The organism is Bacillus sp. JJ1764, assembly GCF_036962145.1.
In the GTDB taxonomy this organism is placed as follows: Bacteria; Bacillota; Bacilli; order Bacillales; family Cytobacillaceae; genus Neobacillus.
In genome coordinates this window covers 1-24738 of the sequence record NZ_JBALNY010000036.1, presented here as the reverse complement: position 1 = coordinate 24738, position 24738 = coordinate 1, and the positions used below count along the sequence as shown (strand labels likewise).

Annotated in this window: 26 protein-coding genes and 2 pseudogenes (1 of these 28 only partly in view); 27 read left to right on the top strand and 1 reads right to left on the bottom strand. The window is 39.0% G+C overall.

The genetic code is table 11. The features are described from left to right. From spoIIIAA to V7083_RS05485, 23 genes and pseudogenes are all read left to right on the top strand, one after another. Positions 1-27 carry the 3' end of a stage III sporulation protein AA gene (spoIIIAA, locus tag V7083_RS05595; protein ID WP_438823698.1) on the top strand. The gene continues 906 nt to the left of window position 1, outside the view, so 27 of the gene's 933 nt are visible here — the last part of the coding sequence; its start codon lies off the left edge, out of view; its stop codon occupies positions 25-27. Next, entirely contained in the window at positions 20-535 is a 516-nt protein-coding gene (gene spoIIIAB, locus V7083_RS05590; protein ID WP_335476234.1) for a stage III sporulation protein SpoIIIAB, read from the top strand. Before spoIIIAA ends, spoIIIAB begins: the two co-directional genes overlap by 8 nt. Before the next feature lie 11 nt (positions 536-546). Then, positions 547-750 (top strand): stage III sporulation protein AC, encoded by a 204-nt coding sequence (gene spoIIIAC, locus V7083_RS05585; RefSeq protein ID WP_007084610.1) that lies wholly within the window; start codon positions 547-549, stop codon positions 748-750. Between the two features lie 16 nt (positions 751-766). After that, positions 767-1156, top strand: coding sequence for a stage III sporulation protein AD (gene spoIIIAD / locus V7083_RS05580; RefSeq protein WP_335476346.1), 390 nt, complete (start codon positions 767-769; stop codon positions 1154-1156). 37 nt (positions 1157-1193) lie between these two features. Beyond that, complete coding sequence (gene spoIIIAE, locus V7083_RS05575; RefSeq protein ID WP_335476232.1) at positions 1194-2393, top strand: stage III sporulation protein AE; 1200 nt, start codon at positions 1194-1196, stop codon at positions 2391-2393. Positions 2394-2425: 32 nt separating this feature from the next. Then, a complete protein-coding gene (locus tag V7083_RS05570) occupies positions 2426-3022 on the top strand; it encodes a stage III sporulation protein AF (RefSeq protein WP_335476230.1) in 597 nt (198 codons plus the stop codon). Further along, positions 3015-3665, top strand: a complete 651-nt coding sequence (gene spoIIIAG / locus V7083_RS05565; RefSeq protein ID WP_335476228.1) for a stage III sporulation protein AG — start codon at positions 3015-3017, stop codon at positions 3663-3665. Before V7083_RS05570 ends, spoIIIAG begins: the two co-directional genes overlap by 8 nt. A 14-nt stretch (positions 3666-3679) precedes the next feature. After that, the gene (locus V7083_RS05560; protein WP_335476226.1) at positions 3680-4240 is read left to right on the top strand and encodes a SpoIIIAH-like family protein; all 561 of its coding nucleotides are present in this window, start codon (positions 3680-3682) and stop codon (positions 4238-4240) included. Positions 4241-4466: 226 nt separating this feature from the next. After that, complete coding sequence (accB, locus tag V7083_RS05555) at positions 4467-4982, top strand: acetyl-CoA carboxylase biotin carboxyl carrier protein (protein ID WP_335476224.1); 516 nt, start codon at positions 4467-4469, stop codon at positions 4980-4982. Positions 4983-4994: 12 nt separating this feature from the next. Beyond that, entirely contained in the window at positions 4995-6350 is a 1356-nt protein-coding gene (accC, locus tag V7083_RS05550) for an acetyl-CoA carboxylase biotin carboxylase subunit (RefSeq protein ID WP_335476222.1), read from the top strand. An 18-nt stretch (positions 6351-6368) separates the two neighbouring features. Next, positions 6369-6776 carry an Asp23/Gls24 family envelope stress response protein gene (locus tag V7083_RS05545; RefSeq protein ID WP_335476220.1) on the top strand — a complete coding sequence of 136 codons (408 nt, stop codon included), beginning with the start codon at positions 6369-6371 and terminating at the stop codon, positions 6774-6776. Positions 6777-7067: 291 nt separating this feature from the next. Beyond that, positions 7068-7457, top strand: coding sequence for a transcription antitermination factor NusB (gene nusB / locus V7083_RS05540; protein WP_335476219.1), 390 nt, complete (start codon positions 7068-7070; stop codon positions 7455-7457). Positions 7458-7502: 45 nt separating this feature from the next. After that, on the top strand, positions 7503-8360 hold the full coding sequence (folD, locus tag V7083_RS05535) for a bifunctional methylenetetrahydrofolate dehydrogenase/methenyltetrahydrofolate cyclohydrolase FolD (RefSeq protein ID WP_335476217.1): 858 nt from the start codon (positions 7503-7505) through the stop codon (positions 8358-8360). A gap of 129 nt (positions 8361-8489) precedes the next feature. After that, positions 8490-9848 carry an exodeoxyribonuclease VII large subunit gene (gene xseA, locus V7083_RS05530; protein ID WP_335476216.1) on the top strand — a complete coding sequence of 453 codons (1359 nt, stop codon included), beginning with the start codon at positions 8490-8492 and terminating at the stop codon, positions 9846-9848. Further along, on the top strand, positions 9838-10071 hold the full coding sequence (locus V7083_RS05525; protein WP_335476214.1) for an exodeoxyribonuclease VII small subunit: 234 nt from the start codon (positions 9838-9840) through the stop codon (positions 10069-10071). Before xseA ends, V7083_RS05525 begins: the two co-directional genes overlap by 11 nt. Positions 10072-10074: 3 nt before the next feature. Next, positions 10075-10973 (top strand): annotated as a pseudogene (locus V7083_RS05520) (polyprenyl synthetase family protein). A gap of 167 nt (positions 10974-11140) precedes the next feature. Then, the gene (dxs, locus tag V7083_RS05515; RefSeq protein WP_335476212.1) at positions 11141-13051 is read left to right on the top strand and encodes a 1-deoxy-D-xylulose-5-phosphate synthase; all 1911 of its coding nucleotides are present in this window, start codon (positions 11141-11143) and stop codon (positions 13049-13051) included. Then, positions 13041-13862, top strand: a complete 822-nt coding sequence (locus V7083_RS05510) for a TlyA family RNA methyltransferase (RefSeq protein ID WP_335476210.1) — start codon at positions 13041-13043, stop codon at positions 13860-13862. The genes dxs and V7083_RS05510 overlap by 11 nt, the downstream gene beginning before the upstream one ends. A gap of 150 nt (positions 13863-14012) precedes the next feature. Next, positions 14013-14462, top strand: a complete 450-nt coding sequence (ahrC, locus tag V7083_RS05505) for a transcriptional regulator AhrC/ArgR (RefSeq protein WP_335476208.1) — start codon at positions 14013-14015, stop codon at positions 14460-14462. A 14-nt stretch (positions 14463-14476) separates the two neighbouring features. Beyond that, positions 14477-16165: a DNA repair protein RecN gene (recN, locus tag V7083_RS05500; RefSeq protein ID WP_335476206.1), complete on the top strand. Its 1689-nt coding sequence runs from the start codon at positions 14477-14479 to the stop codon at positions 16163-16165. 119 nt (positions 16166-16284) lie between these two features. Next, the gene (spoIVB, locus tag V7083_RS05495; protein WP_335476204.1) at positions 16285-17571 is read left to right on the top strand and encodes a SpoIVB peptidase; all 1287 of its coding nucleotides are present in this window, start codon (positions 16285-16287) and stop codon (positions 17569-17571) included. A 306-nt stretch (positions 17572-17877) separates the two neighbouring features. Next, complete coding sequence (spo0A, locus tag V7083_RS05490; RefSeq protein WP_335476202.1) at positions 17878-18672, top strand: sporulation transcription factor Spo0A; 795 nt, start codon at positions 17878-17880, stop codon at positions 18670-18672. Between the two features lie 133 nt (positions 18673-18805). Then, positions 18806-19540: a glycerophosphodiester phosphodiesterase gene (locus V7083_RS05485; RefSeq protein ID WP_335476200.1), complete on the top strand. Its 735-nt coding sequence runs from the start codon at positions 18806-18808 to the stop codon at positions 19538-19540. Between the two features lie 8 nt (positions 19541-19548). On the opposite strand, the gene V7083_RS05480 is transcribed toward V7083_RS05485, so the two are convergent. Continuing rightward, positions 19549-19782 (bottom strand): DUF2627 domain-containing protein, encoded by a 234-nt coding sequence (locus V7083_RS05480; protein WP_335476199.1) that lies wholly within the window; start codon positions 19780-19782, stop codon positions 19549-19551. Between the two features lie 181 nt (positions 19783-19963). On the opposite strand from V7083_RS05480, the gene V7083_RS05475 reads away from it, so the two are divergent. From V7083_RS05475 to V7083_RS05460, 4 genes and pseudogenes are all read left to right on the top strand, one after another. Further along, positions 19964-22036: a sigma 54-interacting transcriptional regulator gene (locus V7083_RS05475; RefSeq protein WP_335476197.1), complete on the top strand. Its 2073-nt coding sequence runs from the start codon at positions 19964-19966 to the stop codon at positions 22034-22036. A gap of 133 nt (positions 22037-22169) precedes the next feature. After that, positions 22170-23075 carry a phosphate butyryltransferase gene (gene yqiS / locus V7083_RS05470; protein ID WP_335476195.1) on the top strand — a complete coding sequence of 302 codons (906 nt, stop codon included), beginning with the start codon at positions 22170-22172 and terminating at the stop codon, positions 23073-23075. Between the two features lie 90 nt (positions 23076-23165). Continuing rightward, positions 23166-24269 carry a branched-chain amino acid dehydrogenase gene (gene bcd / locus V7083_RS05465; protein WP_335476193.1) on the top strand — a complete coding sequence of 368 codons (1104 nt, stop codon included), beginning with the start codon at positions 23166-23168 and terminating at the stop codon, positions 24267-24269. 135 nt (positions 24270-24404) lie between these two features. Next, positions 24405-24738: pseudogene (locus V7083_RS05460) on the top strand (butyrate kinase); the annotation flags it as partial.

Below are 24738 nucleotides of genomic sequence, written 5' to 3'. Positions count from 1 at the left end.
AAAAGTGAGTGTGACATAAATGGTTAAACTGATTGGAGCGATTTTTATTATCGTTGCGACAACTGTAACAGGATTTGAGGCAGCTAAACATTTAAGTGAGCGGCCACGGCAGCTCAGGGCACTGCGGTCTGCTCTGCAATCCTTAGAAGCCGAGATTATGTATGGACATACCCCCTTACACGAAGCTTCAAGGCGTTTAGCAGCTCAGTTGACAAAGCCTCTGTCCCACTTTTTTGAAACATTTGCAAAGAAATTAGCTGATACGGAAACTACGGTAAAAGAAGCATGGGAGTCAAGTTTAAAAGAGGTATGGAAGTCAACCGCACTAAAACAAGGGGAATTTGAAATTATGAAGCAGTTTGGGGAGACCCTTGGCCGGCATGATCGCTTGTCCCAGCAAAAACACATTATGCTGACTCTATCTCATTTGGAAAGAGAGGAGGCAGACGCCATTCAGGCGCAGGCAAAATATGAAAAAATGGTAAAGAGTCTGGGATTCCTGTCGGGCCTATTACTGATTATTTTATTATTTTAGGGGGAAAAGCAATGGGTTTAGAAGTAGACATCATTTTTAAAATCGCCGGAGTGGGGATTGTCGTTGCCTTTTTGCATACAGTACTCGATCAGGTTGGCAAAAAGGAATATGCCCAGTGGGTTACCCTGTTTGGCTTTATTTACATCCTGTTTCAAGTTGCTTCGATTGTTGACGATTTATTCCAAAAAATAAAATCTGTCTTTTTGTTCCAATAGAAAGGAGGGCTCTACGATTGAAATCATTAAAATAGTCGGAATCGCTCTCGTAGCCACCTTTCTCGCTTTAATTATTAAAGAGCAAAAACCAAATTTTGCCTTCCTGTTAATTGTGTTCGTAGGCTGTACAATCTTTCTTTTCTTAGTAGATAAAATATACGAAATTATTAATATGCTCGAAAGGCTGGCAGTTAATGCCAAGGTGAATTTAGTTTATGTTGAGACCATTCTTAAAATCATCGGCATAGCTTATATTGCGGAATTTGCTGTACAAATTACGAAGGATGCAGGTCAAGGTGCAATTGCTTCAAAAATTGAATTGGCAGGTAAAGTAATCATTTTAGCGATGGCGATACCGATCTTGACAGTGCTTATTGAAACCATTATTAATCTCATTCCAAGCTAGCCAAGGCAGTTTCTTTTTAAAAGAAGAGGTGTGTTAAATGAAGCAAAAGCTGCAGTTGATTCCTATTACCATCCTTTTATTCTATTTTTTTCTGATTCCACAAGTCCAAGCTGCCCAGGAGTCTCAAGAAACGTCAAAACCTCTTTCACCGCAGGAAATGGTAGATTCTCAGCTAGAAACATTGGATTTAACTGAACTGAAGCAATTTTGGGAAGACATTACAGAGAAATATGGTGGATACCTTCCTGAAAGTCAAAAGGGGAGCTTATATGATTTTATCAAAGGTGAAAAAAAATTCTCCCTTAAACAATGGGGACTGGGATTTCTAAAGTTCATCTTTCATGAATTTGTCGCAAATGGCAAATTGCTAGGATCTTTAATCATGTTGGCGGTATTCAGCATGTTCCTGCAATCTATGCAAAATGCTTTTGAAAAGAGCAATATTAGTAAGGTTGCCTATGCCATTGTCTATATGGTTCTCGTTATTTTAGCACTAAACAGTTTTCATATCGCCATCAGTTATACAAATGAGGCCATTGGGACGATGATTTCCTTTGTGCTTGCATTAATCCCGTTGCTGCTGGCATTAATAGCTGCCTCAGGTGGACTAGTATCAGCAGCATTTTTTCACCCCGTCATTTTGTTTTTAATGAATGTAAGCGGGATCTTCATGCAATATATTATTCTTCCACTGCTATTTTTGGCTACACTGCTTAGCATTGTCAGTACAATGTCTGAGCAATATAAAGTTACCCAATTAGCCCAGTTGCTCAGAAATTGGAGTATCGGACTAATGGGGCTGTTCCTGACAGTATTTTTAGGAGTAATTTCAGTACAGGGAGCATCTGCCGCTGTGACAGATGGTATAACCATTCGAACTGCTAAATTTATTACTGGTAATTTTATACCAGTAATTGGGAGAATGTTTACCGACGCGACAGATACGGTGGTTAGTGCTTCAGTGTTATTAAAAAATTCAGTGGGAATTGCCGGCGTTGCCATTCTGCTGATTATCGTTGCCTTTCCTGCTTTTAAAATTCTGATGATCTCCTTTATTTACAAGTTTGCAGCTGCCATTCTCCAGCCATTGGGAGGAGGGCCCATTATTAAATGTCTAGATATTATCAGTAAGAGTGTCATTTATGTGTTTGCTGCGTTAGGAATCGTATCTTTGATGTTCTTTTTAAGTATTACCGTTATTGTGGCTGCAGGAAATTTGACTATGATGATGCGATAGGGGGGGGGATCTACGTTGGAGTTCTTAAAAGAATGGGTAACGAATATCATCCTATTTATCTTGCTAGCTACTGTTATAGATATGCTTATCCCCAATTCCAGCATGCAAANNCAGGATTACTCTTAATCGCTATAATTCTAACCCCGTTATTTAAATTAATCTCCAAGGATTTTGAAACAACCCTGGCTTCTATTCCTTCCTACCAAACTCCTGGAGAAAAAAATCTAAAAAATTCAATAGATTTAAAGAAAAAAGAAATACAAGCCTCTCAAGATGCATATATTTTAGAAGAAATGGCTGTCCAACTGAAAAAGGACGTGAAAGAGGAGTTGATGGAACAATACGGATTGGAGATCGCAAGAATTGACGTTCAAACAAACGAAGCAAGTGACCAAGCTTTCCCGAAAAACCTCCAAAAGGTAATGGTTCTTCTGAAACAGCCAGAATCAGGTGAGAAGACAGTCGAAGCGGTAAAACCTATAGAAATAAACACTGATACACCTCTTCCTTCTAAAAAACCAACAGAAGAAACTGAAAAAATTGCTGCATTTCTTTCGAAAAAATGGAATGTAACCAAAGGAACAATCGAAGTTTCCATAGAAGGGGGGATCTCAAAAGAAAATGGATAATAATCGTGGACCATTATCTTGGCTTAAAAAGCAGCTGAAAAACGATGGGAAGTCAGATAAAAAGCCGGGAAAATATCAGTATATGCTATTGGTTTTATGTGTTGGAGCAGCATTTATGCTTGTCGGAAATATCCTCTTCAAGAATGACACCAGTACTGCCAATGTACCTGCCGCAACGAATCAAAAAGCAGCAGCAGAGGATGTTCCTACCTTTGGCCTCAGCAAAAGTTCAGGAAACAAGGATATAGCTGAATATGAAGAAAAATACGAAAAGCGGCTGACAAAAGCACTGCAGGAAATTCTTGGGGTTGATGATGTCACCGTGGTTGTAACGATTGATTCATCAGATAAAAAAGTGCTGGAAAAAAATAAATCAGTCAAATCGCAAACAACAGAAGAAGCAGATCGTGAGGGCGGTCAAAGAAAAGTTCAAGAATCATCTTCTGATGAGACGCTGGTCATCATCAGAAATGGTGATAAAGAAGTTCCAATTGTCGTCGAAACCAAGAAGCCTGCGATCCGTGGTGTCATGGTAGTAGCCAAAGGAGCAGATAATATCCAGGTGAAAAAATGGATTGTTGAAGCAGTAACAAGAGCATTAGGAGTACCTAGCTATCGAGTTGGCGTATTTCCGAAAAAATAAAGGGGGATTTTATCATGCTATTGAAAAAACAAACGGTTTGGTTATTAACAATGTTAAGTTTAGTAGTAGTCCTATCAGTCTACTATATCACCTCACCCGAGCAAAAAAATGCTGATTTGGCAACAGTTGAACAAAAGGCAAAAACTGAGACGGCTAAAAACACACAAAAAACAAAATCAGAAGCCAAAAATGGAAAAACGGTGGTATCTACCATTGCCGGGGATGCTCAATTCGAAGAACTTCGCATGAAACTTGAGGATTCTCGCAGCGAATTAAAGGAAGAATTGACAGCAACGATGGCTTCGACAGATCTACCCGCAGATGAGCGGATGAAAGCAAAAGACCAAATGCAAAAATTAAACGAAACAGCCCAAAAGGAAGAACTTCTTGAAACGATGATTAAAACCATGGGATACGAAGATGCACTAGTACGAGCAGATGGAGCAAAGGTTAGTGTTACTGTCAAGTCCAAAAATAAACCATCTCCATCAGAAGCAAATAAAATCATTCAAGAAGTTAAAAAAGAAATTGGCGAAACAAACTTTGTTGCTGTTACCTTCCAAGCGGCAAAATAACAAAGGAGGAAAGCATTGGCTTTCCTTTTTTTATGGAGAGTTGTTTTTTTACAGAATTTAATGACAATTACAAAATTTACATTTTGCATAAAAAATATTACTATAAAATAAGAACTCAGTGCCAAAAACACCTGATTCCCAAATTTAGATGATTGAACTTAGACAAGGTATTATCGTATAGTATTAGTATCTAGTAATAATTTTAATAGCACAAGGGGTGTAAACAATGTTAAAGGTTCAAGAAATACGCGAACTTATTAAATTGGTAGATCAATCAAGCATTGATGAATTTGTATATGAAAATGAAGGTTCAAAAATCAAAATGAAAAAGAGTGGTGCTGTGACTACTGCAACTGTCCAGCCTGTCATTCAGGCAGTTCAGCCGATGGCAGCTCAGGCTCCAGTCATGCCTGTTTCAACACCTGCTACTCATGTAGCGGAAGTTAAGCAAGAAACCACACAACCTGTTGAAGTTGCAGCAGTTGAGACAACTGAAACAGACCTACATAAGATCACTTCACCAATGGTAGGAACTTTCTATGCATCTCCAAGTCCAGATGCAGATATATACGTAAAAGCAGGCTCGAAGGTAACAAAGGATTCCATCGTTTGTATTGTGGAAGCAATGAAGTTATTTAACGAAATAGAGGCTGAAGTGAATGGAGAAATTGTTGAAGTTCTCGCGAAAAATGGGCAATTAGTAGAATATGGACAGCCATTATTTTTAGTAAAGCCTGAATAAGGAGCGTAACCCATGATAAAAAAACTGTTAATTGCGAACAGAGGAGAAATAGCAGTCCGGATCATTCGTGCATGTCGCGAAATGGGAATTGAATCCGTCGCTGTCTATTCCGAAGCAGACCGTGAAGCCCTTCACGTTCAGTTAGCTGATGAAGCTTACTGTATTGGTCCTACTTCATCCAAGGACAGCTATTTAAACGTGACCAATATAATAAGTGTCGCAAAATTGACGGGCTGTGATGCCATTCATCCGGGATATGGATTTTTAGCCGAAAATGCTGATTTTGCTGAGCTATGCCGAGAATGCAATATTACTTTTGTGGGTCCAAGCCCTGAAGCAATCACCAAGATGGGCACAAAGGACATTGCAAGAGAAACCATGAGAGAAGCTGGTGTACCGATTGTTCCGGGTTCAACCGGTATTATCAACGATGTTGACGAAGCATTAGAACTGGCAGAACGTATTCAATTTCCTGTTATTATTAAAGCAACGGCAGGAGGTGGCGGTAAAGGAATCCGAGTTGCCAGAAATGAGCAAGAATTAATCAAAGGGATTAATATCACCCAACAAGAGGCATTAACTGCTTTTGGAAACCCAGGCGTGTACATTGAAAAATATATTGAAGATTTTCGTCATGTCGAGATTCAAGTCTTGGGAGATAATTATGGAAACACTATTCATTTGGGCGAGCGGGATTGTTCGATCCAGCGCCGACTGCAAAAGTTGCTTGAGGAAACCCCTTCACCAGCATTAGATGGCGAAATTAGGGCAGAAATGGGAAATGCAGCAGTAAAAGCTGCAAAAGCAGTTGATTATTCAGGTGCAGGAACGGTAGAATTTATATATGATTATCGCAATCGCAAATTTTACTTTATGGAAATGAATACAAGAATACAAGTGGAACATCCTGTAACGGAACTAGTGACCGGAATTGATCTGATTAAAGAACAAATCCGAGTTGCAAACGGTGAAAAATTATCGTTGTCACAAGCGGATGTAACATTTAACGGATGGGCAATTGAATGCAGAATCAATGCTGAAAATCCGGAAAAGAATTTTCTTCCTTCCGCAGGTAAAATTAATATGTATTTACCGCCGGGAGGTTTAGGAGTTCGTGTTGATTCTGCTGCCTATCCAGGGTATAGCATTCCACCTTACTATGATTCCATGATTGCGAAAATTATCACATATGGAAGCACAAGGGATGAAGCGATTGCCAGAATGAAACGCGCCTTAAGCGAATTTGTAGTGGAAGGAATCCATACAACTATTCCATTCCATCTGAAGCTCCTTGAGCATGAAAAGTTTGTAGAAGGACAATTTAATACCAAATTCCTTGAGCTATATGATGTGATGAAGTCTGTCTAAAATCTGGAGGTGTTTTAGTTGAGCGAGTATAATATCCTGGAGATGGAGCAAGAAAATAACGGTCTAGGGAAGATTGAAATTGCACCTGAAGTGATTGAAGTAATCGCAGGAATCGCTGCATCTGAGGTGGAAGGTGTCGCCAGTATGCGCGGCAATTTCGCTGCTGGTGTTGTTGAACGTCTTGGCAAAAAGAATCACGGTAAGGGTGTAAAGGTTGAACTTGCAGAGACGGGCATAAAAATTGATGTTTACTGTTTAATGAAATTTGGAATCTCTATTCCAAGTGTTGCCGGTAAAATTCAAGAAAATATTCGTCAAGCGTTGTTAAATATGACTGCTCTTGAAGCCGAAGAAGTGAACATTCACGTTGTGGGCGTTCAATTTGAAACTCAGAAACAAGAAGCCTTAATAGAAGAAGAAGTATAAACCAAGAGAAACCAAAGGAAGCGCTATCCTTTGGTTTCTCTTTTTTTAAGGCTGTGTTAAAGAAAACTGTTGATTTTATACCCTGTTGATTGGAGCGAAGTGCCTGGAGCGGAAATCAACAGAGCCTTTTTGAAAGGAAAGTTAAAATAAAATCAGGTATACATGTGCGAATCTAAAATAGATATGCTATTATCTTTTTATGTGTCTATCCATTACAATTAGATCAATACTATAGGATGAATAATATTTAGACAAAAATTTCTTAAAACCTCTAAAGGAGTTAAAGTTATAATGAAAAGAAGAACAGCTAGGGAAAAGGCTTTACAAGCACTTTTTCAAATTGATGTAAGTGATAGCGACCCTAAGTCAGCTATTGAGTATGTATTAGAAGAGGAGGCCAGTGACGAGTATTTGTCAAAGCTTGTTAATGGGGTGTATGAACATAAATCGGAAATCGACAAGCTGCTGACTGAAAATCTCGAAAAATGGTCACTAGAAAGATTGGCAACGGTTGACCGCAACATTCTTAGAATGTCAGTTTATGAATTACAATTTTTAAGTACGGAAGTTCCGGGTAATGTTGTCCTTGACGAAGCTATTGAAATTGCCAAAATCTATGGAGATGACCAGTCAAGCAAATTTATCAATGGTGTCCTTTCTAAGATTAAACAAAACCTTTAAAACACAGTTTACGGAAATTTTTACTTTAAAAGGGGAGAGTTGAAAATGACCGCAGTTATTATTAGTGGAAAAGAAATTGCCGACAAAAAAAGACAAGAGATTGCAGAGGAAGTAAAAAGCTTAAAGGAAAATGGGATCGTTCCGGGTTTGGCAGTTGTCCTAGTTGGGGATAACCATGCTTCTCGTACATATGTAAAAAACAAAGAAAAGGCCTGCAAAGAATTAGGGATGTATTCCGTTTTAATCGAATTACCAGAGGAAACCTCAGAAGGCGAACTACTTGAAAAAATTCATGAATTGAATAATGATAAACAAATCCATGGCATTTTAGTTCAATTGCCGCTACCTAAGCATATTGATGAAACGAAAGTCATAGAATCCATTTCACCTGATAAAGATGTGGATGGTTTTCATCCTATTAATATTGGCAGAATGATGACAGGACAAAATGCCTTTTTACCTTGCACCCCTTTTGGAATTATGGTAATGCTTGAAGAGGCAGGGATTTCGGTTGCTGGTAAAGATGTTGTTGTGGTTGGAAGAAGCAATATCGTAGGCAAACCAGTTGGTCAATTATTATTGAATCAGCATGCAACAGTTACGTATTGTCACTCCAAAACAAAGGATTTAAAGTTTCATACAAGACAAGCCGATATCCTTGTAGCTGCAGTCGGGATCGCTAATTTTATTACAGCTGACCATATTAAAGAAGGCGCTGTTGTTATCGATGTTGGCATTAACCGTAATGAAGCTGGAAAACTTTGTGGTGATGTCGCATTTGATGAAGTGATTGAAGTAGCAGGGTATATTACACCTGTTCCCAAAGGAGTGGGCCCGATGACCATTACCATGCTTATGTATAATACCTTAAAATCTGCCCGTGAAAGTGCAGAAAGATCATAATTAGGATTGTCCTTATCTATTATTTTAAATAGTTCCTTTTTGTTCATTTACAGACAAAAATAGGAATGAACTTTATAATAGATAAGGACAGTTTTTATGTTCTAGAGCTCGAAATAAAGGAGTATCCCTATGCAGAAGGAAAGATACTTAACTGTACATGCATTAACTAAATACATAAAAAGAAAATTTGATGCCGACCCGCATTTGCATGATGTCCATGTAAGAGGAGAAATTTCAAATTTTAAACAGCACTCCAGTGGACATATGTATTTTACCTTAAAGGATGAAAAAGCCCGAATCCTAGCAGTCATGTTTTCAAGTCATTCGCGAGCCATGAAGTTTGCACCGGAAAACGGAATGAAGGTAATTGTAAAAGGCGATATTACAGTCTACGAATCAAGTGGGCAATATCAAATATATATTAAAGAAATGCAGCCTGATGGAATTGGTGAGTTATTTTTGGCCTATGAGCAGCTAAAGCAAAGGCTTGCTGAGGAAGGATTATTTGCTCCCGAAGTCAAAAAAAGGATGCCGTTATATCCAGGAACAGTTGGTGTTATCACCTCTCCTACTGGTGCCGCCATCAGGGACATTATTACAACTTTAAAAAGACGATATCCCATTGCTAATATTTTGGTTTTCCCAGCACTTGTACAAGGAGACAATGCTGCGCCTTCGATTGTCAAGGCAATAGAAAGGGCCAATCATTTGAAGGAAATTGATGTATTAATTGTGGGGCGTGGAGGGGGCTCTATTGAAGAATTATGGGCATTTAATGAGGAGATGGTCGCCAGGGCCATTTTTCAATCGAAAATCCCCATCATTTCGGCTGTAGGTCATGAGACAGATTTTACAATTGCGGACTTTGTGGCAGATCTTCGTGCCCCGACCCCAACAGGTGCTGCGGAAATGGCTGTTCCACATATTGAAGAACTTATGCACAGAGTATTACAGCAGCAAAGTCGCCTTATGAGGGCCATGCAAGAACAGCTGCGTTTTGAAAAAGAACGATTTAATCGAGTTCAAAAATCCTATGCTTTTCGATATCCCCATATGCTGTACGAACAAAAGCTTGAACAGGTTGATAAAGTAACAGAAAGGCTGGTTCGCGGCACAACAAGATTAGTAAGTATAAAAAAGGAACAGCAGGATGGAATGGTAAAGCGATTACAGCGAAACCACCCTAATACAGCATTAAAAGATGCTAAGACCCTGTTCGAACGTACACAAAAAAATTTAGAGCGAAATATCCAGCAAATTTTATTAAAAAAGCAAACTGACTTTGAGCGTATGATTGCTACTTTGCAGGCCTTGAGTCCCTTAAAAATCATGGAGCGCGGCTATAGCTTAGCCTATACAGAGGATGATCGGATTATAAAGAGCGTTCATCAGATAAAAGAAGCGGATACCGTTCAGGTTCAATTATCAGATGGCAGTCTTTACTGTAAAGTGGAAACCATAAAGGAGAGAGATAATCGTGGAGAATGAGAAAAATTTAACCTTTGAAGAGGCCATGACCAAGCTGGAGCAGATTGTTGATAAGCTTGAAGAAGGTGATGTCCCTTTAGAAAAAGCGATCCTGTTTTATAAAGAAGGTATGGAGTTATCAAAACTTTGTCATGATAAATTGAAAAGTGTAGAAGAACAATTAACCCAAATTATTACGGAGGACGGACGCACCGAGAGTTTTACTATAGATGAGGAGGAATAGAAGTTGGCGAGCAACGCTTTAGAAGCATTTACGCTGGAATATAAACAGCTTTTAGAACAGGAACTTCGAAACCAAGTTGAAACGTTAAATGCACCGGCAGTTCTAAAGGAGTCAATGATTTATTCTCTCCAGGCAGGGGGGAAAAGAATTCGTCCACTTTTATTGTTTGCAACCTTAAACGCCTTCGGGATGGATCCAAAAAACGGGCTGAATGTGGCTGCGGCGATTGAGATGATACATACGTATTCATTGATTCACGATGACTTGCCAAGCATGGATAATGACGATCTTCGCAGGGGGAAACCGACGAATCATAAGGTGTTTGGAGATGCCGTTGCCACGCTGGCTGGCGACGCCTTGTTAACCTATAGTTTTGAAGTGCTATGTNNTGTAAAACCCCAAATGAACTAGCACCTCCGGAAGTAAAAGTAAAATTATTAACTGAACTGGCAAAAGCAGCAGGTGCAGAAGGCATGGTTGGCGGTCAAGTAGCCGACATGGAAGGGGAAGATAAAGCTCTTTCTTTAGAGGAATTGGAGTATATTCATATTCATAAAACCGGGAAATTACTCTGCTATAGTGTATTGGCTGGAGCTATATTAGCAAAGGCAGGACAAGAACAGGTTAAAAATTTATTAACTTTTGCTCATCACCTTGGACTTGCCTTCCAAATCCAAGATGATATATTAGATTTAATTGGAAATCAACAATTGATTGGCAAACCTGTTGGAAGTGATACAGCTAATCATAAAAGTACCTATCCACAGTTATTATCATTAGAAGGAGCAAAAGCCGCACTAAAAAACCAAATAAATAAGGCGAAATTCCATTTAGATAAAACTGGAATAAAAACAGAACTGCTCTTGGAAATTACAGATTTAATTGCATCCCGTGACCATTAATTCTATTGGGATTTGTAGCAATGATAATGGTGTGTTATAATTGATATTAATGTCGAAAACGTTGTCATGCCGTTATCACTATATGTGGACGGCTATTTTTAACATTAAAAGGTATTAATAGTATAATGACATGTGTAAGAAAAAGTATGAAAGTGAGTGATCCATAAATGGATCTGTTATCAATAAAAGACCCCTCCTTTTTAAAAGGGATGTCCAACAAAGAATTGGAGGGCCTTAGTCAAGACATACGGAAGTTCTTAATTGAAAAGCTTTCCGTTTCTGGCGGCCATATCGGGCCAAATTTAGGTGTGGTTGAATTAACCATTGCTTTACATAAATGCTTTAATAGTCCAAAAGACAAAATTCTTTGGGATGTAGGGCATCAATCCTATGTTCACAAAATTTTAACGGGCAGAGCTTGTGAATTTGATACATTGCGCCAATTTAAAGGGTTATGCGGATTCCCGAAACGAACGGAAAGTGAGCATGATGTTTGGGAAACCGGGCATAGCTCTACATCCCTTTCTGCCGCAATGGGAATGGCCATTGCCAGAGATTTAAAAAAAGAAAAATTCTTTGTGGTTCCTGTCATTGGTGACGGTGCTCTAACTGGTGGGATGGCACTAGAAGCCATGAATCATATTGGCCATGAAAAAAAGGACATGATTGTGATCTTAAATGACAACGAGATGTCCATAGCCCCTAATGTCGGGGCGGTCCACAATATCCTTGGGCAATTACGGACCGCGGGTAAATACCAATGGGTAAAAGATGAATTGGAATTATTGCTTAAAAAAGTGCCTGCAGTGGGTGGAAAACTTGCAGCAACCGCTGAAAGGGTCAAGGATAGCTTAAAATATTTATTTGTTTCAGGTATGTTTTTCGAAGAGTTAGGATTTACCTATTTAGGCCCCATTGATGGGCACAACTTTGATGCACTGTCTGAGAATCTTAACTACGCCAAAAAAACGGAAGGTCCAGTATTGCTGCATGTGATTACCAAAAAGGGCAAGGGATTTCATCCTGCAGAGTCTGATAAAGTTGGAACTTGGCATGGAACAGGTCCATATAAAATGGACACCGGTGATTTCGTAAAACCAAATAAAAAGCTGCCGCCAGCATGGAGCAGTCTTGTTAGTGAAACCGTCCGTAACCTTGCACGTGAGGATAACCGTATCGTGGCAATCACTCCGGCTATGCCGGTAGGTTCTAAACTTGAAGGGTTTGCTAGTGAATTCCCGGATCGAATGTATGATGTCGGGATTGCGGAGCAGCATGCCGCAACGGTGGCTGCCGGACTAGCAACTCAGAATATGAAGCCTTTTTTAGCGATTTATTCTACCTTCTTACAAAGAGCCTATGATCAGGTAGTTCATGATATTTGCCGTCAAAACCTAAATGTGTTTATCGGGATTGACCGCGCCGGATTAGTTGGAGCTGATGGCGAAACGCATCAAGGGGTATTTGATATTGCCTTTTTAAGACATGTTCCAAATATTGTTTTAATGATGCCAAAAGATGAAAATGAAGGGCAGCATATGGTATATACGGCCTTAAACTATGATGAAGGGCCAATCGCGATGAGATTCCCTCGTGGAAACGGAATTGGTGTACCGATGGATACGGAATTTAGAAAGATTCCTATTGGTACCTGGGAAGTGCTGAAAGAAGGGGAAGATGCTGTCATTTTAACCTTTGGCACAACTATCCCAATGGCCATGGAGGCAGCGGAACAGCTTGAAAAACAAGGTGTTTCAGTAAGAGTGGTCAATGCTCGCTTTATCAAGCCAATGGATCAAAACATGCTGAATCATATTCTTAAAGAAAATATTCCTATTCTGACAATTGAAGAGGCAATTCTACAAGGGGGATTCGGCAGTGCTGTTTTAGAGTATGCCCATGATCAAGAATTTTATCATGCCCAAATTGACCGTATGGGAATTCCGGATCAATTTATTGAACACGGTGATGTTGGTTCACTGTTAGAGGAAATTAATTTTACAACCAAAGAAGTGGTCAAAAGAATCTCGCTTTTGACCAGTAAAAAACAACAAAGGGCATTACTTCATGAAAAATAAAGAACGAATAGATGTTTTATTAGTTGAACGAGGGTTATTTGAAACAAGAGAAAAAGCAAAAAGAGCCATAATGGCCGGCCTTGTTTATTCAAATGAAGAGCGATTGGATAAGCCTGGGGAAAAGGTAAAAGTGGACATTCCGCTACAGGTGAAAGGAAACACCCTTCCTTATGTTAGCCGCGGCGGTTTAAAGTTGGAGAAAGCTCTTAAGGTTTTTGATGTCAGTGTTTTGGATAAAGTGATGATTGATATTGGAGCCTCCACAGGCGGCTTCACTGACTGTGCCCTGCAAAATGGCGCTAAAATGTCGTATGCACTTGATGTTGGTTACAACCAATTGGCCTGGAAAATACGGCAGGATGAACGAGTTGTGGTTATGGAACGGACGAATTTTCGTTATGTGACTCCGGCTGATTTGGCTGGAGAGATGCCGAATTTTGCAGTGATTGACGTTTCATTTATCTCATTAACCCTAATACTACCCGTTTTAAGAACATTGTTGGTTCCTGGGAGTGACATCGTTGCTCTGGTAAAACCACAATTTGAGGCGGGGCGTGAGCAGGTTGGAAAAAAAGGTATTGTACGTGAGAAAAAGGTTCATATTGAAGTAATTGAAAAAATTATACAGTTTGCCATCTCGCAAGGGTATGCTGCCATTAATCTGTCTTTTTCACCTATTACAGGAGGAGAAGGAAATATAGAATTTCTTCTCCACCTTAAATGGGAAGGTGAAAGAGAGACAGGTGTGAATGGCCTACCTGTTACTCCAAAAGAAGTCGTAGATGCAGCTCATGAGGAATTTCATAGCTAACAAATATAAGGGATAAGCTTGGGCTTATCCTTTTTTGTATAATCCTGTATTTTTATAAATTTTAATTGTACAATTTCACGAAAATGGGCTAACATATGGGTAGAAAGTACTCATAGTACTAATATTCGAAGGGTAAACAGGAGTGAAAGTATGAATAAGGGCCAACGCCATATCAAAATCAGAGAAATTATTGCTAATAACGATATTGAAACACAGGATGACCTTGTCGATGAATTGAAAAATGCTGGTTATAATGTGACTCAAGCAACCGTGTCCCGAGATATAAAGGAATTGCATCTTGTGAAGGTTCCATTAAGTGACGGTCGTTATAAATACAGTCTACCGGCGGATCAAAGATTTAATCCATTACAAAAATTAAAACGCGCCTTAGTTGATGCCTTTGTACGAATTGATTCTGCCGGTCATATGCTGGTGATGAAATGTTTACCAGGAAATGCAATGGCAATTGGGGCTCTTATTGATAATCTAGATTGGGATGAAATTTTAGGTACAATCTGTGGTGATGATACGATGCTGATCATTTGCAGATCGGAAGAGGATACAGAAATTATCACGAAGCGTTTCTTGGATATGCTTTAATTGGGGGGAGATCCTTGTTATCTGAGTTATCAATTAAAAACTTTGCGATAATTGAGCAGTTATCAGTGTCATTTGACAAAGGACTAACCGTTTTAACAGGAGAAACAGGTGCAGGAAAATCTATCATTATTGATGCTATTCACTTGTTGGTAGGTGGCAGAGGATCGTCTGAATTTGTTCGTCATGGGGAAGAAAAAGCAGAACTCGAGGGTCTTTTTCAAATGGATGATGAAAATCATCCTGTTTATGAAAGAGCTATGGAATTTGGAATTGATATTGAAGAAGGCATGATTGTCCTTCGAAGGGATATTTTCCGCAGTGGAAAAAGTGTCTGCCGTATTAATGGAAAATTAGTGACAATTTCTACATTGCGGGAAATAGGGGCTGCACTGGTGGACATCCATGGTCAGCATGAACATCAAGAATTAATGGATGAATCTCACCATTTACCTTTACTTGATCAATTTGGCGCGGAAGAAATACTTGATTCTCTTGAAGAATATCAAGAAATCTTCCGTAAATTTGAACAAACACGTCAAAAACTGCGAACCTTAAGTGAGAATGATCAACAAATGGCTCACCGCCTCGATTTAATCCTTTTTCAATTAGATGAAATTCAAAAGGCTGGGTTAAAACCTGGGGAAGATGAAGCATTAGCGGAAGAAAAGCGGAGGCTGGCTAATTTTGAACGGATTTATGAATCTTTTCAATTAGGCTATACAGCTTTAAATGGTGAACAAAAAGGGCTTGATTGGCTTGGGTTGGCCATGGGTCACCTAGAGGACGCCGCAGCGCTTGATTCAGCCTATAAAGATTTATATGATGTCATTTCTAATTGCTACTACCAATTGGAGGATGCTGTAGGGTCCATTCGCAATGAACTGGATGGTTTAGAATTTGATCCTCACAGATTAAACGAGATTGAAGAGCGCTTAAATGAAATGAACCAGTTAAAACGTAAATACGGAAAAACAATTGAGGAAATCCTTGAATATGCTGCAAAGATAGAAGAAGAAATAGAGACCTTGCAAAATAAAGAGACACACATAGGGGCATTAGAAAAAGAGCTGGCTTCATTGCAAAAAGACCTGTTATTGGAAGCCAAACAATTAAGTGAACTTCGAAAAAAATGGGCTGAAAAACTGACAAAGTTAATACATAGAGAATTAAAGGAATTGTATATGGCAAAAACCATATTTGACATTCGCTTTGAAACAGATTCGGATCATTTTTCAAGAACAGGTATGGATCATGTAGAATTTTATATTTCCACCAATCCGGGGGAGCCGTTAAAACCATTATCAAAAGTGGCATCAGGGGGAGAATTATCTCGGATTATGCTGGCATTAAAAAGTATTTTTTCCAAGCATCAAGGTGTCACCTCCATTATTTTCGATGAAGTAGATACTGGAGTAAGCGGAAGAGTGGCGCAGGCGATTGCCGAAAAAATATATAAAGTTGCTACTGATTCGCAAGTTTTATGTATTTCGCATTTGCCTCAAGTCGCTGCAATGGCTGACACTCATTTATATATTTCCAAGAATATTAAAGGTGGAAGGACGACTACCTCTGTTACACCACTAAATGAACATGATAAAATTAAGGAAATAGGCCGGATGATCTCTGGTGTGGAAATCACTGATCTTACTAAGCAACATGCAGGGGAACTATTACAATTAGCAGAAAAAACCAAAAAAATTTGAAATGCTATCCATCTTGGGTAGCTTTTTTATTTGGAACAAAGTTATAAATGCTTGTCAAGGAGGCAAAATTAAAGATGTAGCCATTTCAAGTTGAATTAGAAGCGAGGAGAGTGAAAAATTTGAAGTCAGAGTTATTTCGAAAATTGATTGGTGGAATTCTCCTTGTTTCATTAATTAGCCTTATTTTTTTTCAGCCTATGAGAGAATATGTAAATATACCGAAGAGTGTTACCGTTTTTGAAGGTGACGATTTCTCTTTTCAAAAAGCAGCCCCGGTTACAGCAACTTTGAAATCCAACAGCAATATCACGCTTGAGCAGGAAAAAAACAAAGTTTCATTCAAAGCAAATGAAAATGGAAAAAATGAAATGCTTTTGGAATTTGCGGGTATTCCCATTAAAAAGGTTGACGTAAATGTTCTAAAAGATTTTCGAGTTATTCCCGGAGGGCAATCAATCGGTGTAAAGTTGAATACAGTTGGTGTATTAGTGGTTGGTCACCACTTAGTTAATACGGAAGACGGAAAAAAGTCGCCAGGCGAGATAGCAGGAATTAAAGTCGGCGATATAATAACAGAAATTAATGGCAATAAAATTGAAAAAATGACAGATGTTGCTCCATATGTCCAAACAGCAGGACAAGAAGGCAAGTCGTTGGACATGATGATTAGTCGTGAGAATGGAAAAGTTCGAACCAAATTAACTCCGTTAAAAGATAAGGGAGAAGACACTTACAAATTGGGTTTATATATCAGGGATTCAGCAGCAGGAATTGGAACGATGACTTTTATTCATCCTGATTCCAAAAAATACGGTGCTTTAGGACATGTCATTTCCGATATGGATACGAAGCAGCCAATTGTAGTAGAAGATGGTCAAATTGTTCGATCAACGGTTACTTCTATTGAAAAAGGCAGCAACGGTGACCCTGGTGAAAAGCTAGCTAGATTTTCTTCAGACCGTGAAGTGGTTGGAAATATTAAAAAGAATAGCCCATTTGGAATTTTTGGGCAAATAAACAAGGAATTAAAAAATGGTATAATGGATAAAGCAATTCCTATTGCGTTATCCCATCAGGTAAAAGAAGGACCAGCAAAGATTTTGACGGTGGTAAACAATGATAAAGTGGAAGAATTTAATGTTGAAATCGTCAGTACAATTCCGCAAAAGTTTCCGGCAACAAAAGGATTGGTGATCAAAGTGACAGACCCTAAGCTTTTGGAAAAAACGGGAGGCATCGTTCAAGGTATGAGCGGAAGCCCAATTATTCAAAACGGTAAATTGATTGGTGCGGTTACCCACGTTTTTGTAAATGATCCAACTTCAGGGTATGGTGTCCATATTGAATGGATGTTAAATGAAGCCGGAATTAACATATATGACGTTCCAAAAAATAAAGCAAGTTAACATCCGAGCAAAATAGGAGTCATTCCCTATTTTGCTTCTTTTTTCGTGGTTAAAAAGTATGGTTATACACAAAACAGCACCCATTATCATGAAAAGTTTTCGACAAATTCAAGTTAAATACTGGGAATATTGCGTTTTGCGTCGAAAAACCGAGAAAAACAAAGAAAAGATAAGATTTTCTCACTATTTTAAGAAATATTAAAAAAATGAGAGGAATTTTTGTTGCATTGTCGAATTTCTAATTTAGAATAGAATTAGAACAAAACTGTGCTACATAGATACAATTGAGCTGAGGAGGAAGCGGAGTTGAAGAAAATAAAAGTTTGTGTCGTTGATGACAATAGAGAGTTAGTAGGTTTATTAGAGGATTATATTTCCTCACAAGATGATATGGAAGTGGCTGGTGTAGCCCATAATGGACAAGAATGTTTGGACTTATTAAGTACAATCGAACCAGATGTACTTGTTTTAGATATAATTATGCCCCATCTTGACGGCCTAGCTGTACTCGAGAGACTTCGTGAAATGAACCGTGGTGTATTGCCGAATGTCATTATGTTAACGGCATTTGGGCAGGAAGATGTAACCAAAAAAGCTGTGGAATTAGGTGCATCCTATTTTATTCTAAAGCCATTTGACATGGACAATTTAGGTAATCATATTCGCCAAGTTAGCGGAAGCAGAAATTCCGTCTCTTCTCGTAAGGTTTCCTCTTCAAGCTACCGCCCTCAAACGGAATCGAAACCTAAAAACCTTGATGCCAGCATTACCAGTATCATTCATGAAATTGGTGTCCCAGCCCACATTAAGGGTTATTTGTATCTAAGGGAAGCAATTGCTATGGTGTATAATGATATTGAGCTTTTAGGCTCCATCACTAAAGTTTTATATCCTGACATTGCAAAAAAATATAATACAACTGCCAGCCGTGTGGAACGGGCCATCAGACATGCCATTGAAGTGGCTTGGAGCCGAGGTAATATCGACTCCATATCCTCTTTATTCGGTTACACTGTCAGCATGTCAAAAGCAAAACCGACCAATTCCGAATTTATCGCAATGGTGGCAGATAAACTGCGTCTAGAACATAAAGCTTCTTGAAAGGATTAAAAAAGCCTCGTTTGGGGCTTTTTTTTATAAGTTGATGAAAATATGGTATCTTGTTTGCATAAGCTGTTTAAGCAGGATTTATAATTGTTATAGAAAATGCTCATTTTATTAAGGAAGTGAAAAGATGACGCAAATTTTCGCACATAGGGGATATTCTGCTGCTTATGCGGAAAATACTATGGGGTCATTTATTGCAGCGGAAAAGGCTGGAGCAGACGGTCTGGAGCTTGATGTTCAATTGACAAGGGACGGAGAAATAGTAGTCATTCATGATGAGAAAGTGAACCGAACCACGAATGGCAGTGGTTTTGTGAAAGATTTCCTATTTAAGGATCTTAGAAAATTAAATGCGGATAAGAATGGTCCCAAAAAGGAGCCAATCCCGTCATTAGAAGAAGTACTTGAATGGCTTAAATCAAATAAAATGGTCTGTAATATTGAATTTAAGAACGGACTAATCCCCTATGAAGGGATGGAAGAGAAAGTCGTTGAACTAGTTCATAAATATCGGTTAGAGGACCGAATTGTGTTTTCTTCGTTTAATCATTATAGTATTGTTTATTGTTATCGTATTGCCCCGGAAATTGAAACGGCGCCTTTGTTCATTGAAGCGATCTATATGCCTTGGATCTATTCGAAATCGATTAGAGCCAAGGGGATTCATCCAAAGCATTCCAATATATCGGATCAAATCATCATAACGACAATGGAAAATGGAATTGCAGTCCGGCCCTATACAGTGAATCAGGACAGAGATATGAAACGTTTGTTTCAAATCAACTGTACAGCTATCATCACGGATGATCCAGTTAAAGCGATTAAAATAAGAGAAACCTATCAAAAGAGACCATTGAGATAATGGCCTCTTTATTTTTTGAATCGCTGTTGAACTTTGTTTCGTTTTCGATCTCTGTGCAGAATAAATCCGGCAATAAAGCCGAGCCCCCCGATCAAAAAGATAAGGCCTGCTAGAAATTGGATGACTAAATAAGGAAATGGCGGCTGTAAAATGCCGAATGTCATGTCTCGCATCAATTTGATTCCCCAAGCAGCCAGCATCCCTGGAATTAATAATATTATAAGGGCAATAATCCGCGTCATTATGAAGTCCTTCCATAAAAAGATTCTTTTTTTATTATACATTAAAATATGATTTCGCAGATAAAATTTGTCAAGAATAGACGTTTCACGATAGAATTAGAGTGTGAAAAAAATTGCATAACTCTCCGTTGCTAGTAAACAACTGGTTCACCCTACATGGTTTATTGAAAGGGGTATATAGATGCAAAATGTCATGATTGTTGGGGCCGGAAAAGGAGGAACGGCGATTCTTAAAATTATTAAAGAATCGGAAGTTCTAAATGTTTATGCTGTGATTGACCGCAATTTTGATGCCCCAGGGATTCAATTAGCTGGGCGTGAAGGGATTAAAACCGGTACAGACTGGGGTCCTCTTTTAAACGAAAATATAGATATCATTATTGAGGTTACTGGAGATGATCAAGTCTTTCAGGAACTGCGAAATCAAAAGCCAAGAAAAACCTTATTAATACCGGGAAGCGTGGCTTTTCTTTTTTCGAAATTACTGGAAGAGAAAGAGGAACTAATTCAGAAACATCAATATGAATCATACGTACAGGAATTAATTTTTAATTCCACTAACGATGGCATGGTTGTGATTGATCATCGTGGATACATAATTTTATTTAATCGTCGTGCCGAAGAAATGATGGAACAAAAAAAGGAGACGGTCATTGGAAAATACGTCGGGGAGGTAATTCCGCAAAGTCGTTTACCCATCATTCTTGAAACGAGAAGAATTGAAACCAATCAAGAAATGATTTTAGGGAATGGACGAAAAATTATTACAACCCGTATTCCGATTGTGGAGGAAAATGGAACATTAATTGGGGCCTTGGCTGTGTTTAAGGATATTACCGAGGTCGTCAATTTAGCTGAGGAAATTACGGACTTAAAAGAAATTCAAACGATGCTACAGGCGATTATCCATTCGAGTGACGATGCGATTTCTGTTGTTGATGAATCTGGACGGGGAATCTTGATTAATCCAGCTTATTCGCGGATTACAGGTTTAAAAGAGGAGCAGGTAATTGGACATCCGGCTACAGCAGATATATCTGAAGGCGAAAGTATGCATTTGAAGGTGTTAAATACGAGAAAGGCTGTTCGCGGTGTTCCAATGAGAGTGGGGCCAGGTAAACGAGAGGTCATTGTAAATGTGGCACCGATTATTGTGAATGGGAAATTAAAAGGCAGTGTTGGTGTGATCCACGATATGTCAGAGATGAAATCCCTCAGCCGTGAGTTAAGCCGGGCACGTCAGTTAATTCGAACCCTAGAAGCAAAATATACATTTGAAGATATTATTGGCACATCTGAAGAAATGATGCTGGCCATTGAACAAGCAAAACTGGGGGCTAAAACTCCTGCTACCGTGCTAATTCGCGGGGAATCCGGGACAGGAAAAGAGTTATTTGCCCATGCCATACATAATGCAAGTGATCGAAAATATAACAAATTTATTCGTGTAAACTGTGCGGCACTATCCGATTCGTTGCTTGAGAGTGAGTTATTTGGTTATGAAGAGGGTGCTTTCACCGGTGCAATCAGAGGAGGAAAAAGGGGACTTTTCGAAGAAGCGAATAACGGAAGTATTTTTCTTGATGAAATAGGCGAGCTGTCTGCCGGGACACAGGCAAAACTCCTTAGAGTTCTTCAGGAAAATGAAATTATTCGGGTCGGAGGGACAAAGTCAATTTCCATTAATGTAAGGGTGATTGCGGCAACTAATGTCAATTTAGAAAAGGGGATTGCCAAAGGAACCTTTAGGGAAGACTTATACTACCGTTTAAATCGGATGCCGATCCATATACCTCCATTAAGGAGCCGAAAAGAAGAGATTCCGGCACTATGTGAACGATTGATTATCAAGATTAATCGGGATTATGGTCGGAATGTTGAAGGGATTACCGAGAAGGCTTTAAATCAGTTAATAGAATATGACTGGCCGGGAAATGTAAGAGAATTAGAAAATATTCTGGGCAGAGCGATTATTTTTATGAAGTATAATGAAACATTTATAGATGTCCTGCATTTGCCGATTTTAGCCACCGAAAAAGCTCAAAAACAAAACCATGTCCAACTAGATGAAGTCGTAACGTCTAATCGAAGTCTAGCAGAAATGGTTGAATCGTATGAAGCTAAGATTATCGCGGAAACATTAAACCGCTTAGAGGGAAATAAGACCTTAACCGCTAAAACACTCGGGTTATCCGTTAGAAATCTATATTACAAATTGGATAAATATCACCTTGAAAAAAATAGCATGCAATAAATTTCATGGTATGAAAATAGCTGCACGGTGTGGATGCCGGAAATGAAGCGTTTTCACGGAGTTTATCTTGGCACGAAATTTGCAAATAAGTATAGTAGGAGTTGTAGTATAAACAGAAAGGGTTGAGGACAACTTGTTGCTGGAATCACTAATTGACAAAGCAACCCAGGTAAACAAGAAAACCATCGCAGTTGCTGCAGCAGAAGATTCTGAAGTAATCGATGCCGTGATTGATGCACTTTCACGTAATTTAGCAAATTTTATTCTTTATGGTGATGAAGAAAAAATTACTACCATTCTTCGTTCGAAGCATTTTAATTTGACGCCAACACATCAATTAAAAATTGTTCATGCTGATTCTGTTTCAATGGCGGCAGAATTGGCCGTTAAAGCCGTTTCCTCTAAAAGTGCAAGCGTCTTAATGAAAGGAAATCTACCGACAAGCGTTATATTAAAATCAGTTTTAAATAAAGAATATGGTTTAAGAACAGGAAATGCACTGTCACATGTAGCCGTTTTTGAAATTCCTGAGTATGATCGATTTATTTTAATTACCGATGCTGGTATGAATATTGCTCCTGATTTAGAGCAGAAGGCTCAAATAATTAAAAATGCCGTTACTATTGCCAAGGCAATTGGTATAAATCAACCTAAGGTAGCTCCACTCGCTGCTATTGAAACAGTCAATCCTGCAATGCAGGCAACTATGGATGCCGCAGCATTAACCATTATGAATAAACGGGGACAAATTCCTGGATGTATAGTGGATGGACCACTGGCATTGGATAATGCCATCTCAACCCTTGCTGCCGAACATAAAGGAATTCAAAGTGAAGTCGCGGGGAATGCCGATATCCTTTTGGTTCCAGCGATAGAGGTTGGAAATGCCTTATATAAATCATTGATTTATTTTGCCAAAGCTAAAGTTGGAGCCGTCATTGCCGGAGCAAGAGCACCGATCGTTTTAACCTCAAGGGCGGATTCAGCAGAAAGTAAGCTTTATTCATTAGCACTTGCCCTTTGCAGTGTAGCTGAATAACAGTGATTTGCAACTTTATTAGCATGATGAAAGCCAGGGGTTTTTAAGTGAACTTTGACTTTTTTCAAAAATATGAGGAGGAATTGAACAATGGAAATCTTCAAGTACTTAGAAAAATATGATTATGAGCAACTAGTTTTCTGCCAAGACCAACAATCAGGATTAAAGGCGATTATTGCTATACATGATACCACTCTAGGACCTGCTTTAGGCGGTACACGGATGTGGACATATGCTTCTGAAGAAGCAGCCATTGAAGATGCGCTCCGCTTGGCACGGGGAATGACGTATAAAAATGCTGCAGCAGGTTTGAACCTTGGTGGCGGAAAAACAGTTATTATCGGTGATCCTCGAAAAGATAAAAATGAAGAAATGTTCCGGGCATTTGGCCGTTACATTCAAGGATTAAACGGCAGATATATTACAGCAGAAGATGTTGGTACGACAGTGGCAGATATGGATTTAATCCATGAAGAAACAGATTTTGTTACCGGGATTTCACCTGCTTTCGGCTCTTCTGGAAATCCATCCCCAGTAACTGCTTATGGCGTATACCGTGGTATGAAGGCTGCTGCAAAGGCCGCATTTGGTTCGGATTCATTGGAAGGAAAAGTAGTAGCTGTTCAAGGTGTAGGAAATGTGGCATATAACCTGTGCCGTCATTTACATGAAGAGGGTGCTCAATTAATCGTAACAGACATCAATAAAGAAGCAGTCAATCGTGCAGTAGAAGATTTTGGCGCACGTGCGGTTGATCCAAACGAAATTTACAGTGTGAATTGCGATATTTATGCTCCTTGTGCATTAGGTGCAACCATTAATGATGACACTATTCCTCAGATTAAGGCAAAAGTCATTGCCGGTGCTGCTAATAACCAGCTGAAAGAAACACGTCATGGCGACTTAATTCATGAGATGGGAATTGTATATGCTCCTGATTATGTTATCAATGCCGGCGGAGTGATCAATGTTGCTGACGAATTATATGGATACAACCATGACCGTGCTATGAAAAAAGTGGAAACCATTTATGACAACATCACTAAAGTCATTGAGATTTCCAAGCGTGACGGTATTCCAACGTATGTTGCTGCTGACCGTATGGCAGAAGAGAGAATCGCAAAAATGCGTAATTCAAGAAGTCAATTCTTACAAAATGGTCATCATATTTTAAGTCACAGAATCTCTAGATAAATAAAATTATGACTTTTTTGGTTGCAGAGCGCTGAATTTTAAGATTCAGCGTCTTTGCCTTTAAAATAGCGGAATTTATTACTAATAAATGTAAAACAGAATGAAAAAACGGATGGAAAATGGAGGTTAAAAACATTGCCAGATCATAAATATCGAATCCTCGTCATCAACCCGGGCTCAACTTCCACTAAAATTGGAGTCTTCGATAATGAATATTCTTTATTAGAAAAAACCATCCGCCATGAGGCTGACACTGTTAACACTTTTACCAATATCAATGACCAATATGAATTTAGAAAAAATACGATTTTGGAAACACTGGATATGGAAGGAATTAATATCTCAAAATTGGATGCAGTTTGTGGCCGCGGTGGATTGCTTCGTCCTATAGAAGGGGGGACCTATGCCGTAAATGGAATCATGTTGGAGGATTTACGGTCAGGTTATTCCGGTCAGCATGCCTCTAATC